We start from the raw sequence: 13,298 nt of genomic DNA, 5'->3' as shown, positions 1-13,298 counted from the left end.
GGGCCTTCCAAATTAGTTTTTCACAACTTCACGAATCGCATTGCGATCGAACGTTAAGTGTGAACCACCAGATTTAATAACAATTTTCGTCTCATCTACTGATTCGATTGTACCGTGTAAACCACCGATTGTTACGATAGCATCACCTTTTGCTAACTCACTTTGCATTTGAGCAACTGCTTTTTGACGTTTTTGTTGCGGGCGAATTAATAAGAAATAGAAAATCGCAAACATCGCAACGATCATAACGATATTCATCATACCTGCATTCATCTTTTGTTCCTCCTTTTAAATTATGTATTAGAAGTTTTTAGCATTCGGTTTATTAAAGCCATACTGTTCAAAGAACTCTTCGCGGAAATCGCCAAGACGGTCTTCACGAATAGCTTGTCTCACCTGCTCCATTAAGTTTAACAGAAAATGAAGGTTGTGATAAGACGTTAAACGAATTCCGAACGTTTCATCACATTTCATTAAGTGACGAATGTACGCACGAGAGTAGTTTTTACATGTGTAGCAATCACAGTTTGGATCAAGCGGACCGAAGTCTCTTGCGAATTTCGCATTTTTTACAACGAGGCGACCTTCACTTGTCATACATGTACCATTTCGAGCGATACGAGTTGGAAGTACGCAGTCAAACATATCAATACCACGAATTGCGCCATCGATTAACGAGTCAGGAGAACCTACCCCCATTAAGTAACGAGGCTTATTATCTGGAAGAAGTGGTGTTGTAAACTCAAGTACACGGTTCATAATATCTTTCGGTTCACCTACAGATAAACCACCTACAGCGTAACCAGGGAAGTCCATTGAAACAAGATCTTTCGCACTTTGACGACGAAGCTCTTCGTACTCTCCCCCCTGTACAATACCGAATAAACCTTGATCTTGCGGACGTTCATGCGCTTTTAAGCAACGTTCTGCCCAGCGGCTCGTACGCTCTACAGATTTCTTCATATATTCAAAAGTAGCTGGGAATGGTGGACACTCATCAAATGCCATCATAATATCTGAACCTAATGCATTTTGGATTTCCATCGCTTTTTCTGGTGATAAGAATAATTTATCTCCATTTAAGTGATTACGGAAGTGAACGCCTTCCTCTTCAATACGACGGAAGTCACTTAAACTGAATACTTGGAAACCACCAGAATCTGTTAAGATTGCACGATCCCAGTTCATAAATTTATGCAAACCGCCTGCTTCACGAATAATTTCATGACCTGGACGTAGCCATAAATGATACGTATTACTTAAAATAATGCCAGAATCCATTGCTTTTAATTCTTCTGGTGACATTGTCTTAACTGTTGCAAGTGTACCAACTGGCATAAATGTTGGTGTATCAAATGAACCGTGCGGCGTATGCACACGACCTAAACGGGCACCCGTTTGTTTACATGTCTTAATAAATTCATAACGAATTGCTGTCATAACTTACTCCTTTTATTTGTTTCTCATTTTAGCGTGAGATGCAACGAACATTGCATCACCGAAGCTAAAGAAACGATATTTTTCTTTTACTGCTTCATTATAAGCATGAAGTACATTATCTCTATTTGCAAATGCACTTACAAGCATAATTAATGTTGATTTCGGTAAATGGAAGTTTGTAATTAAACCATCAATTGCTTTAAATTCATATCCCGGATACATGAAAATATCTGTCCATCCAGAAGCGGCGCAAAGCTTACCTTCATGATCTGTTGCAATTGTTTCTAACGTACGAGTTGATGTCGTACCTACAGTAATAATACGTCCACCATTCTCTTTCACACGATTTAATAATGCCGCTGTCTCTTCAGACATATGATAATATTCTGCGTGCATATGGTGTTCTTCAATCGTGTCTGCAGAAACTGGTCTAAATGTTCCAAGTCCTACGTGAAGTGTAATGAATGCTAACTGAACGCCTTTTTGCTTTAACTTCTCAAGTAACTCTTCTGTAAAGTGAAGTCCCGCAGTCGGCGCTGCTGCTGAACCGATTTCTTTCGCATATACTGTTTGATAGCGATCGCGATCTTCTAGCGTCTCTTTAATATATGGAGGAAGTGGCATTTCCCCAAGTTCATCTAAAATTTCATAGAAGATGCCGTCATATGAAAATTCAAGCTGACGTCCACCTTGATCTGCAGTTCCTGTGCAAGTTGCTTTTAATTTCCCTTCGCCAAAAGAGATAACAGTTCCTTCTTTTACACGTTTCGCTGGCTTTACAAGCGTTTCCCACTTATCACCTTCTTCTTGTTTTAAAAGAAGTACTTCAATGTGCGCGCCTGTATCTTCTTTCACACCGTGCAAACGAGCAGGCATAACTTTCGTTTCATTTAAAACTAAGCAATCCCCCTCATGTAAGTAAGAAAGAATATCCGTAAAATGTTTATGCTCAATATCACCTGTTTCACGGTCTAACACCATTAATCTTGATGTTTCACGCTCTTCTAACGGGACTTGTGCAATAAGTTCTTCTGGTAAATGAAAATCAAACAGATTTATATCCATAGCTATATCCACCTATTTCTTATTTAAATCGATTTATTATATACATAATAAAAGATAATACAATACTTAACACAATACATGTAATGATAGGAAAATAAAAGGTAACGTTTCCTTTTTTCACAAAAATATCGCCTGGAAGCCTTCCAATGAACTTCCAAGCTAATCCAACAACGATGAGTAAGATCCCGGCTGTAATAAGCAGCTTTGGCATCTCCGTCATACTTTTGGTATCTCCATTCCGAAATGTTCATACGCAAGCGGCGTTACAATTCGGCCCCTCGGCGTTCGTTGTAAAAAGCCAATTTGTAATAAATACGGCTCATACACATCTTCAATCGTATGAGATTCTTCTCCAATTGTTGCTGAAACCGTTTCTAATCCAACTGGACCGCCACGGAATTTCTCAATAATACCAAGCAGTAATTTATGATCAATATGATCTAGACCTAATTTATCTACTTGCAGTAGCTCTAATGCCATTTGTGTAATTTCCATCGTAACCGTTCCATTACCACGAACTTGTGCGAAATCACGTACACGTCTTAAAAGACGATTCGCAATACGAGGTGTACCACGAGCACGTCTTGCAATTTCTAATGCAGCTAACGAATCGATTTCAACTTCAAATACTTCTGCTGTACGTTCAACAATCGCAGAAAGCTGATCTACTGTGTAGTACTCTAACCTTGAAAGTACACCGAAGCGGTCACGAAGCGGTGCCGATAATGCTCCAGCACGTGTTGTTGCTCCAACTAATGTAAATGGCGGTAAATCTAGGCGTACAGAACGTGCTGAAGGCCCTTTTCCAATTACAATATCAAGGCAAAAGTCTTCCATCGCAGGATACAATACTTCTTCAATTGATCTATGCAAACGATGAATCTCATCAATAAATAATACATCACCTGGCTGAAGCGCTGTTAATACAGCAGCTAAATCTCCTGGTCTTTCAATTGCGGGACCTGAAGTTGTTCTAACATTAACGCCCATCTCATTGGCAATAATATTCGCAAGCGTCGTTTTACCAAGACCTGGTGGTCCATATAAAAGCACGTGATCTAACGTTTCTTCACGCATTTTCGCCGCTTCAATAAATACTTCTAAATTATGTTTCGCTTTATCTTGGCCAATATACTGACGGAGCGTCTGTGGCCGTAATGAATATTCTAAATCCGCATCTTCATATGCAGATTCCCCTGAAAGGAGACGTTCGTCCATTATACTCACCTCTTACCATTTAGTAAAAGACTAAGTGCCTTTTTAATATACTGATCCGTCGTTAATGCTTCTTTTAATAACTCTGGTACAACACGAGAAACTTCGCGTTCTGCGTATCCAAGTGCGCGCAGAGCTTCCAGTGCCTCATCAAGCTCAGCTGATGAACCTTTCTTCTCATCAAAACGTTCTGTGTCTGAGAATAAATCAACAAATGCATCTGGTACGACATCTGCTAGTTTTCCTTTTAAATCTAAAATCATTTGGCGTGCTGTTTTCTTTCCGACGCCTGGGAATTTCACTAAAAACTTCTCATCTTCATGCTCAATCGCTTGAACGACCTGTCCTGTTTGACCAGAAGCTAAAATTGCAAGAGCGCCTTTTGGCCCAATGCCAGACACGCCTAACAACTTTGTAAATAATAAACGCTCTTCACGTGTTTTAAAACCGTAAAGTGCCATAATATCTTCTCTCACATAATGATATGTATAGACACGGATTTCTTGCTTACTTCTTTGAAATACATACGGATTTGGTGTGAAAATTTGATAACCAATTCCATTATGATCAATTACGACATATTCCGGCCCTACATACTCCACGTAACCTGTAACATATTCAAACAAAATACGATCTCTCCCTCTTAAATCATGTATTCCATTTTAACATATTTAATGATAGAAAAGCGAGACTGCCCCAACAAATGTTCTCCACTTGAAACTTCTGTTATTTTCCATTGACAGAAAGGTTAAAGCACCTTAATATACAGAAGTCGATAATGATTATCAATACTAATTAAAGGGGTTACATCAGGATGAAACGTAAGCTATTTATTTTATTTACTATTATGCTTGTTGTTCTTTCTATCGTTGGCTGTTCTTCTCAAAAAGAAGAATCGAAAGCAAAAGAACAACCGAAAACAAAAGTTGTAAAACATGCTAAAGGTGAAGCTACAATTCCAGTAAATCCAAAGAGAATTGTTGACTTATCTGGATCAACAGAAGAACTATTACTTCTTGGACATAAACCTGTTGGTACAGCAAATACATATAAAGATAAAATCCAAAATCACTTAACAGACAAGTTAGATGGAGTAAAAGCAGTAGGTTGGTACTGGGCACCTAAAGTTGATTTAGAAGCTGTTACTGCTTTAAAACCAGACTTAATTATTTTAAACAACCGTCAATTAAAAATTTATGATCAACTAGAAAAGGTTGCACCTACAGTTGTTCTAGAAACAAACTTAGAAGACTGGCGTGGTAAGTTTAAAGAAGTAGGTAAGCTATTTGACGAAGAGAAGAAAGCAGACAAATGGATTGCAGACTACGATAAGAAAGCAGACTCTTTATCTAAAAAAATTAAAGAGAAAACAAAAGATGAGAACTTTATGTTCGTTGCAGTTACACCACAAAACTTCCGTGTATACGGTAGCTTCGGATACGGTGACATCATCTTTAATGACTTAAAACTTCCAGCAACAAAAGGTACGGATTTAAAACAAACGATGGCGCAAGTATCACTAGAAGGTCTAGTTGCATTCCAGCCTGACCAAATGTTTATTGTAAACTTCGGCGGCGAAGCTGATAAAGTTTACGAAGACTACAAAAACAGTGCCGTTTGGAAAGACAATAAAGCAGTTAAAAATAATCACGTATATGAAGTATCAAATGAAGTCTTCAATACGAAAGCATTCAATCCAATCGGAAAAGATATGCTAATTGATGAAATCGCAAAAGAAATTTTAGCTAAAAATAAATAAGAAAAAAAGCAGCTCACCATGAGCTGCTTTTTTTCTTACTTTGAACTGCGTATTGCTTCATTTTTTCAATCGTCTTCACAAAACCTTCTTTTGATTTAATACGAATGCCACGTTTCAATTTCGCACGTTCATAGCTCTCAAGCTTTTTCATATCAATTTGAAAGAAAGAATGGATCGCATTATCATTTTTTGGCACACCTTTGAAAATTTGTAATATCCCTTCCTCTGAAACACCAAAATACCCGCTCGTTTTCAATAACGGAGAAATATCATCAACTTTCTTTTGCAATACAATTTGTACATCATCACGATCAACGAGCTGCCATTCTTTATACTGCTGTAAAAACTTTTCTAAATCCGTCACTTTTTCTGTAAGTATTTCTTCGCTTACTTCGCCATCAACATACATACGCTCTAATAAAATTGTAACCTCAGGTTCTTTTTTCGTTACTTCTGGTACTGGCCCTTCCGCCTTCACATTCGTTTCATAAACGAAACAAAACATCATAACGAAAGCTTGCATCGCAATCAGTATCCATTTCATTTCCGTTCACCTCTTTTAGGCAAGATCATACTTTCATTAGTAGTTTTTCCGGAAATGGGGGTTTTATCCCTAATTCATAGAATGCCATCATTAAGAATTATAGTGTTCAATTACTTTTATCTATTTGGAAACACATTGATTATGCGAAAGCTTCTTTATATCTTTATTTGATTGTACTGTTACAATATAAACCCCCATTAGTACAACTATCATTCCAACTATTTGTTGCCACGTAACAGCTGCTCCATATAAGACAACTGATATACCAGTAGCTACAATAGGTGTTAGATTTAAATACACACTCGCTTTGCTTGCACCTAGCTCTTCTACTCCTTTATTAAACACGATATATCCAATTAATGTCCCGCATATGACCATATACAACATTTCTATCCATCCCTGTAAAGAAAATGTTCCAACCTTTCCCCATCCATCTTCATATAGAGAAAGGCCTGCTAAAAACACAGTACCCAATACCGTCATACTCATTGTAGTTAACAAAGGGGAGACACCACTCATAACTTTTTTTCCTGTTAAGCTATATAAAACCCCACAGGTTAAAGCAGCTATAAATAAAAGATCTCCCTTATTAAATGCCAAAGACATAAGTATATGCATTGAACCACCCGTAATAACAACTATTACACCGACAAGGGACAAAGTTAAACTTATTCCGACTTTTATACTCCAAGGCTCTTTAAAAAACAATATTGCTCCCAATGTTACAAAAACGGGCATTGTAGCAATGATAAGTGAGCCATTCAGAGTGGAAGTATAGTTAAGTCCCATGAAGAAAAAAACATTGTAGCCAAAAATACCTGTTAACGATACAAATAACAGCCCTTTCCAATTCTTTAATAACAAACTTGTATCCCACTCAGATTTCATAAAAACTATGCCTATTAAAATAAAACCAGCTAAACCAAAACGAATTGTTGCTGCAGTAATTGGTGGAATCTCCGTAATAATATGCTCCGCTGTCGCAAAAGAGCCACCCCAAAACAACGGAACAAGTAACATAATTACGTACATTCGATTTATACTATTCATTTTTATTACCCCTTTTCCACAAAACACGTTTATAAGTTTAAACTTGTTTACTTATCAATCAAAAAAAATTAATAATTTGACTCTATCGCTTGAATTAAATCTTTTACCTGTTTTAAAAACTCTCCAGCCACTATAGAATAAAAAATTTCTTTTCCATTTCGATCGGCTTCAACTAGTTCTGCTTGTTTTAAAATTTTTAAATGATGCGAAACAGCCGGTCTAGAAATTCCCATTTCATCTGTTATTTGTGTTACATTCATCTGTTTGCTTTCTAATAATAGCATAATAATTTGCTGGCGATTCTCATCTCCTAACGCCTGAAATATAGGTGTTACGACCTGAAATTTCTCTAATACAACTTCTGTATTTCTACATTCAAAATTCTCCATATCCTATTCATCCCAACCTTTTATGTCTAAAAAACATGTAATATATTACCATTAAATAGTAACTCTTTCATATACAATTGTAAATAACTTTATTTTCTGACTTTAATTCTAATCAAAAAAGGAAGATTGGATTCCTCCATTCTTCCCATTACATTCATATAAAATGAAAGACGCCTGCAAAGCAGGCGTCTTGATGCGTTTACGGCGAGAGACCAGGCGACCACATTCGCGTGTTTAGCACTTAAGCATATCTCTCGTCTTACGTAAATTAGCTCATCGCTTTGCTAATATAACATTAATAAAGTATAAGTGCAACATGTTTATAAAAATATTTTATTTCCTCTTTCATCTAAACAAATTATATGTAAATTATAAATTGATAAATGTAATATATATGTTACAATTAATGTAACAGCGAAATCATAATAAACAGGAGATGGGTAGTGTGAAAAAAATAAAGGATGAACGTCTCATTCTGCAAACGTTAAAAAACATACGTATTGTCTTTCTTTTTCAATCACTTGGTATAATCAGTGTTTTAGGCTATATCGGATTCACTGAAGGAATAGATCAAATTACGAAATCTCCATTATGGCTAGTATTTATTCTTACGAGTATGATCCTTAGTTATTTACAGTTAAGTGTTTCAATCGATGTAGAAGAAGGCGAAAAGGAAATAAAGTTAACTCCTTATTATAAACTTGTCTTCCGCTCCCTTATTGTAGGAATCGTTATGGCTATTATTTATATCATTTTCAGTCCAGAAAGACCTCTATTTGAAGCTATTTTAACAGGTAGTATTCTTTTCATCTGCTTTTTAGTTTCTTATTCCGTTAGTTATTTTATTAAAAAACGTCGTTTACAAGACAACGATGAATAAAGAGGAAGGGCTCCCCCTTCCTCTTTTGTTTTGCTATCGCACTGTACCAGTTAAACCGTAACGAATGTCTCGGAACATATTCACTATGTCACGATTAAAATCGTTTGTAACTGTACCGTTACGTAGACGCGTACTCATTGCATCGACACGAGTAAACATATCATTTCTTACAGAAACATATACGTTTCTGTTTCCAACTTCATTTGCAACAGCTTGACGAATTTCGTTCGCCATCACCGTTTCATTTGTCACTGTGTTACGTGGTTTTACCGCAATCGCTACATCGTTTCCATATACAACTGTAGACACACGGTCTACGTTATTCATACGTTTCACACGATTTGTTATTCTTTCAGCTGTTTTACCATCATTGTTAATGTATGAATTGTTCATTGTAATATTACGAGTTGGATGCGGATTAGCAATTTGTCCATTGTAATTTACATCACGGTAATAATTGTATCCTGTATCGTTACGACCATTTCTATATGTTACATAATCTGTATAACGATCATTACGCGTCACATTATCACGATACTGATGTGTATCATTATAAGATGTACGCTCGTAATTGTAGTTACGTCCATCCATTGCATTGTTTTTTGGTGTACCACATGCAGCTAATGCACTAGTAACTAACAAAGAAGCAGCAATCACTTTTACTTTCGTATTCAATACAAAAACCCCCTCTGTTAGAATGAGCTTCTCTACTGAAAAGCTCCCTCTTATGATGAGTAACAGAGAAGGTTTTTACACTGTTAATATTTCACTGGGAATTTTCTAGCACTTCATAAAAAAACTGCCTTTTCTTAATTAACAGGAATGCAAAAAAGGCGGGAATACTCCCGCCTTTTTAAACTTCTTCTTCGTCCTCTTCTTCTGAAACGGGCTCTCCAAATACATTTGGTGGATCTGGTTGATAATACATCGTTCCTGGCTGTGGTGCATATGCAGACTGAGTTGGTTGATAATATAAAGGATTCGCATATTGCGGACCGCCTGGTTGTGGACTATATAGTCTACTTTCTCCTCCGCATCCACAATCTTCCTCACTCTGCACAAGCGGCGGCATGTTATTATCCATTGGCATCATATTCGGGTTTGGCATAGACGTATGTTGCGGTCCAAACGGCGCTCCTTGCTGATATGGCATTTGATATGGATTTGGTTGTTGATAATACGGATTCGGCGGCATCATGGGCATTTGATAGGGCATCATATTTGGTGGTTGATTGTTATCCATAATCGGCATCATATTCGGCATTTGATTGTTATCCATAATTGGCATTATATTCGGCATTTGATTGTTATCCATGATTGGCATCATATTCGGCATTTGATTGTTATCCATAATTGGCATCATATTCGGCATTTGATTGTTATCCATGATTGGCATCATATTCGGCATTTGGTTATTATCCATAATTGGCATCATATTCGGCATTTGATTGTTATCCATAATTGGCATCATATTCGGCATTTGATTGTTATCCATGATTGGCATCATATTCGGTGGTTGATTGTTATCCATAATTGGCATCATATTCGGCATTTGATTGTTATCCATAATTGGCATTATATTCGGTGGTTGGTTGTTATCCATAATTGGCATTATATTCGGTGGTTGGTTGTTATCCATGATCGGCATTATATTTGGCATTTGAATATTTGGCGGTATGACTTGTGGAATAACTACATTTTCTTTCGATACATTTGGCGATACTATATTTCCTACATTCTCTTTCTTCACTTGTGGTGACACTATATTTCCTACATTCTCTTTCTTCACTTGTGGTGACACTATATTCCCTACATTTTCTTTTTTCACTTGCGGCGACACTATATTTCCTACATTTTCTTTTTTCACTTGCGGCGACACTATATTTCCTACATTTTCTTTTTTCACTTGTGGTGACACTATATTCCCTACATTCTCTTTCTTCACTTGCGGCGACACTATATTCCCTACATTTTCTTTTTTCACTTGCGGCGACACTATATTCCCTACATTTTCTTTTTTCACTTGCGGCGATATTATATTATTTTTTTTCGTTTGCGGAGAAATGATATTGTTAGGTTTCATTTTACTAATTTGAGGAGCAATTAACTCGCTTCCTTTTTTTATTACATCTGAAATTTTATATTCTTTTTTCGGTTTTATTGGTGGTTGTGGCGGCTGCGGTAATACATTTACCGAAAACTTCGTGTTTTCTTTTTCCGCCGGTTTTTGTTTTTCTATCACAGGTGGTTTTTGAATAACAGACGGTTTTTCTTTTTGAATTGGCTGTTCTTTTTGCACCTCTTTTTGCGGTTTCACCTGTACTTCTTTTTGCGGCTTTACCTGCATCTCCTTCTGTGGTTTCACCTGTACTTCTTTTTGTGGCTTTACTTGCATCTCTTTCTGCGGTTTTACTTGCACTTCTTTTTGTGTTTGTTGCATAGCTGGCTGCTGTGTAATTGGTGCTGATTGATACGTAACTTCTTCCTCATCTTCTATTCCAAGCGGAGTTGGTGTTGCTGCAAATTCTTTTTGCTGCACTTCTTTTACGTATTGCTTTGGAGGCGCTGAACCTGCTCCAGCCTGTTGTTTCATGTGAACACTCTTTGATGGCACTTTAATTTTCATACCTGGCATGATTAAATCTGGATTACTAAGTTGTGTATTTGTTTTTTTCAACGTATCAAAATCCACTCCGTACTTTTTCGCAATTTTCCAAAGGGTATCCCCTTTTTGCACGATATGAATTTTCAAATTTTCCCCCTCCTGTATAACTTATCTATAAGTAACAAATCTCATGAAGTAACTCTTTCTAAATAACATTAACTTCTTTTCACTTTTATCACTTCTTCGATTTTCAATATTATTCGAAGTAGAATAAGCATAAAGAACCACAATGATTTCTTCAAAACAATGTATGCCCATTTCGTTCTCGTTATGATTATATGTATGAAAAAAAGCAACGGGAATACCGTTGCTTTACACACGCTCTAACATACGATTTAATGCAAGAACTGCTTCTGCCGTTACTTGTTTGTCTACGCTAATAACGTTAATTTCTTCTCCTCTTTCTATCGTTTCAAGTGTCCATAATAAGTGAGGCAGATCAATTCGATTCATCGTTAAGCACGGACACATAAATGGATTAAGCGAAACAATTTCTTTATCTGGATGTTGCTGAATAATTCGATTCACTAAATTCATTTCTGTACCAATCGCCCATTGGCTACCAGATGGCGCTGATTCAATCATATCAATAATATATTTTGTTGAGCCTGCATAATTTGAAGCAGCTACAACTTCATAGCAACATTCTGGATGTACAATAATATTCATATCCGGATGATTTTTTCGTACACTCTCAATATTCTTCATTGTAAAATTTTGATGAACAGAACAATGTCCTTTCCATAAAATCACTTGAATTTCTTCTATATCCCCATCGTACTCTAATGAATCTGTGTGTGGGTCCCATACTGCCATTTTATCTAACGGGATACCTAAATCGTGCGCTGTATTTCTCCCTAAATGTTGGTCTGGTAAAAAGACGAGACGTTCTTTTTGAGTAAACGCCCAAGATACCATTTGCTTTGCATTAGAAGAAGTTACTGTTGCTCCTCCGTTACGACCACAAAACGCTTTAATTGCAGCTGTAGAGTTCACATATGTTAACGGAATCATCGTATCTCCAAATAATTTCGTGAGCTCTTTCCATGCTCTTTCTGTTTGTTCAATATCTGCCATATCCGCCATCGAACAACCTGCACGCATATCTGGTAAGATGACAACTTGATCATCTGTAGTTAACATATCTGCTGTTTCCGCCATAAAGTGCACCCCGCAAAACACAATATATTTTGCATCTTTATTGCTCGCTGCAACTTGCGCAAGCTGAAGTGAATCCCCTGCTGCATCTGAAAATTGTACCACTTCATCTTTTTGATAATGATGCCCTGGAATGAATAACATTTTCCCCATTTTCTCTTTAATTTCACGAACACGCTTTTCCATATCTTCCGTTGACATTGTGTAATAACGCTCTGGTAACATCGTTTCAATTGGCTGTACTTTTTCTAAAATACTCATATACGTTTCTCCCCCTCTAAGCCACTTTCCTTACTCTTCAATATTGAAACTAATATCAAGTGCTTTCACTGAATGTGTTAACGCTCCAAGTGAAATATAATCTACCCCTGTTTTTCCGTATTTCGATAAATCTTCAATTGTGATGCCTCCTGAAGCTTCCGTAACGATGGCACTTGGTACAATCTTTGAAAACTCCCGGATTTCATCTGGCGTACGATTATCGAACATAATAATATCCGCACCAGCAGCGACAGCCTCTCTCACCTGTTCCTCAGTTTCTGTTTCCACTTCTACTTTCACCATATGTCCTAACTTTTCTTTCACTGATGTAACAGCTTTTGTAATAGAACCAGCAAAAGCAATATGATTGTCTTTAATCATGACACCATCATATAAACCGAAGCGATGATTAAATCCACCGCCGCACACGACTGCATACTTATCAAACATACGCAGTCCTGGCATCGTTTTTCGCGTATCACAAATACGAGTATAGCTACTATCTAAAGCAAGAACCGCTTTACGCGTCATCGTCGCTATTCCACTCATACGCTGAATAACGTTTAATATAACGCGCTCTGCTGTTAATAACGATGCGATTGGACCTTGCACTGTTGCAATAATTTCTCCTTTTTCTACAAGATCCCCATCTTTTTTATGAAGCTCTATTTCAATTCTCTCATCAATTAATTTAAATCCTGATTCAATTACTAAACATCCTGCAAAGACCCCTGTATCCTTCGCAAGAAACGTTCCTTTCGAAAGCAAGTTATCTGGAAAAATAAGCTGAGATGTTACATCTCTTTCTCCTATATCTTCTAAAAAAAATCGGTTTAATGCTTCTTTAACTTTTATCGTGTTCATAAAGCCTC

At 36.9% G+C, this 13,298-nt stretch carries 14 protein-coding genes and 1 pseudogene; 2 read left to right on the top strand and 13 right to left on the bottom strand.

All coding sequences use genetic code 11. The annotated features are described in order from the left end of the window. Positions 1-12: 12 nt before the first annotated feature. From yajC to ruvA, 6 genes are read right to left on the bottom strand one after another with little or no spacing between them, the layout of a single operon-like run. The gene (gene yajC, locus D1166_RS03685; protein ID WP_000991115.1) at positions 13-273 is read right to left on the bottom strand and encodes a preprotein translocase subunit YajC; all 261 of its coding nucleotides are present in this window, start codon (positions 271-273) and stop codon (positions 13-15) included. Between the two features lie 27 nt (positions 274-300). Further along, on the bottom strand, positions 301-1,440 hold the full coding sequence (tgt, locus tag D1166_RS03680; RefSeq protein ID WP_000125365.1) for a tRNA guanosine(34) transglycosylase Tgt: 1,140 nt from the start codon (positions 1,438-1,440) through the stop codon (positions 301-303). A 12-nt stretch (positions 1,441-1,452) separates the two neighbouring features. After that, a complete protein-coding gene (queA, locus tag D1166_RS03675) occupies positions 1,453-2,505 on the bottom strand; it encodes a tRNA preQ1(34) S-adenosylmethionine ribosyltransferase-isomerase QueA (protein WP_000354034.1) in 1,053 nt (350 codons plus the stop codon). A 19-nt stretch (positions 2,506-2,524) separates the two neighbouring features. After that, complete coding sequence (locus tag D1166_RS03670) at positions 2,525-2,725, bottom strand: DUF2905 domain-containing protein (RefSeq protein WP_000138162.1); 201 nt, start codon at positions 2,723-2,725, stop codon at positions 2,525-2,527. Beyond that, a complete protein-coding gene (ruvB, locus tag D1166_RS03665) occupies positions 2,722-3,723 on the bottom strand; it encodes a Holliday junction branch migration DNA helicase RuvB (RefSeq protein WP_000344449.1) in 1,002 nt (333 codons plus the stop codon). The genes D1166_RS03670 and ruvB overlap by 4 nt, the downstream gene beginning before the upstream one ends. Positions 3,724-3,728: 5 nt before the next feature. Next, the gene (gene ruvA, locus D1166_RS03660) at positions 3,729-4,346 is read right to left on the bottom strand and encodes a Holliday junction DNA helicase RuvA (protein WP_000464509.1); all 618 of its coding nucleotides are present in this window, start codon (positions 4,344-4,346) and stop codon (positions 3,729-3,731) included. Positions 4,347-4,534: 188 nt separating this feature from the next. On the opposite strand from ruvA, the gene D1166_RS03655 reads away from it, so the two are divergent. After that, complete coding sequence (locus D1166_RS03655) at positions 4,535-5,479, top strand: iron-hydroxamate ABC transporter substrate-binding protein (RefSeq protein ID WP_000823606.1); 945 nt, start codon at positions 4,535-4,537, stop codon at positions 5,477-5,479. Positions 5,480-5,492: 13 nt separating this feature from the next. Here the strand turns inward: D1166_RS03655 and D1166_RS03650 are convergent, their stop codons facing one another. From D1166_RS03650 to D1166_RS03640, 3 genes are all read right to left on the bottom strand, one after another. Further along, positions 5,493-6,023: a BofC C-terminal domain-containing protein gene (locus D1166_RS03650; protein WP_000871174.1), complete on the bottom strand. Its 531-nt coding sequence runs from the start codon at positions 6,021-6,023 to the stop codon at positions 5,493-5,495. Positions 6,024-6,143: 120 nt separating this feature from the next. Then, positions 6,144-7,073: a DMT family transporter gene (locus D1166_RS03645; RefSeq protein WP_097862005.1), complete on the bottom strand. Its 930-nt coding sequence runs from the start codon at positions 7,071-7,073 to the stop codon at positions 6,144-6,146. Positions 7,074-7,141: 68 nt separating this feature from the next. After that, positions 7,142-7,462, bottom strand: a complete 321-nt coding sequence (locus D1166_RS03640; RefSeq protein WP_000426922.1) for an ArsR/SmtB family transcription factor — start codon at positions 7,460-7,462, stop codon at positions 7,142-7,144. 436 nt (positions 7,463-7,898) lie between these two features. On the opposite strand from D1166_RS03640, the gene D1166_RS03635 reads away from it, so the two are divergent. After that, on the top strand, positions 7,899-8,342 hold the full coding sequence (locus D1166_RS03635; protein WP_097862006.1) for a branched-chain amino acid ABC transporter substrate-binding protein: 444 nt from the start codon (positions 7,899-7,901) through the stop codon (positions 8,340-8,342). Positions 8,343-8,375: 33 nt separating this feature from the next. Here D1166_RS03635 and D1166_RS03630 read toward each other — a convergent pair whose 3' ends face one another. The 4 genes and pseudogenes from D1166_RS03630 to nadC all read right to left on the bottom strand — a co-directional run bounded on the left by D1166_RS03630 (position 8,376) and on the right by nadC (position 13,290). Then, complete coding sequence (locus D1166_RS03630) at positions 8,376-9,017, bottom strand: YhcN/YlaJ family sporulation lipoprotein (RefSeq protein WP_097862007.1); 642 nt, start codon at positions 9,015-9,017, stop codon at positions 8,376-8,378. A gap of 1,920 nt (positions 9,018-10,937) precedes the next feature. After that, positions 10,938-11,094 (bottom strand): annotated as a pseudogene (safA, locus tag D1166_RS32275) (SafA/ExsA family spore coat assembly protein); the annotation flags it as partial. A gap of 225 nt (positions 11,095-11,319) precedes the next feature. Beyond that, entirely contained in the window at positions 11,320-12,426 is a 1,107-nt protein-coding gene (gene nadA / locus D1166_RS03620) for a quinolinate synthase NadA (RefSeq protein WP_118043247.1), read from the bottom strand. A 30-nt stretch (positions 12,427-12,456) separates the two neighbouring features. Beyond that, positions 12,457-13,290, bottom strand: a complete 834-nt coding sequence (gene nadC, locus D1166_RS03615) for a carboxylating nicotinate-nucleotide diphosphorylase (protein ID WP_001092209.1) — start codon at positions 13,288-13,290, stop codon at positions 12,457-12,459. Positions 13,291-13,298: the final 8 nt, after the last annotated feature.

It is taken from the genome of Bacillus sp. ISO11, assembly GCF_003458115.1.
Classification (GTDB): Bacteria; Bacillota; Bacilli; order Bacillales; family Bacillaceae_G; genus Bacillus_A; species Bacillus_A cereus.
Note: the sequence above shows the minus strand (reverse complement) of the source record. Positions and strands in the feature narration are given on the sequence as shown.